Raw genomic sequence first — 384 nt, 5'->3', positions numbered from 1 at the left:
CTTTTAGCATCCATCATTGGCTTATCGATACGTTCCATTTTTTCTAATGTTTTTCGACGACTTTTAGCCATACCGCTTGTTGAAGCTCGAGTAATATTTTTTTCCACGAAAGTTTCAAGGCGTTTAATTTCTTCTTGTTGTTTTTCATATTCTTGCATTCTTAATTCATAGTATTTATCACGTTGAGTAATAAATTGCTCATAATTACCTACATAACGCTTCACATCTCCTAAAGCAACGTCATATATTTGAGTTACAATTTTATCTAAGAAGTATCTGTCATGACTAATAATAATGATGGCACCTTTAAAATATTTTAAATAATCTTCTAACCACTTAGTTGTTTCCAAGTCAAGATGGTTTGTAGGTTCATCTAATAGTAAT

1 pseudogene is annotated in these 384 nt (G+C 30.7%); it reads right to left on the bottom strand.

The window, feature by feature from the left end:
• A pseudogene (locus DF216_RS10770) lies at nucleotides 1-350 on the bottom strand (multidrug ABC transporter ATP-binding protein); the annotation flags it as partial.
• Nucleotides 351-384 lie beyond the last annotated feature (34 nt).

Source organism: Streptococcus oralis, from assembly GCF_004127215.1.
In the GTDB taxonomy this organism is placed as follows: domain Bacteria; phylum Bacillota; class Bacilli; order Lactobacillales; family Streptococcaceae; genus Streptococcus; species Streptococcus oralis_BD.
This window is presented reverse-complemented; position numbering and strand designations above follow the sequence as displayed.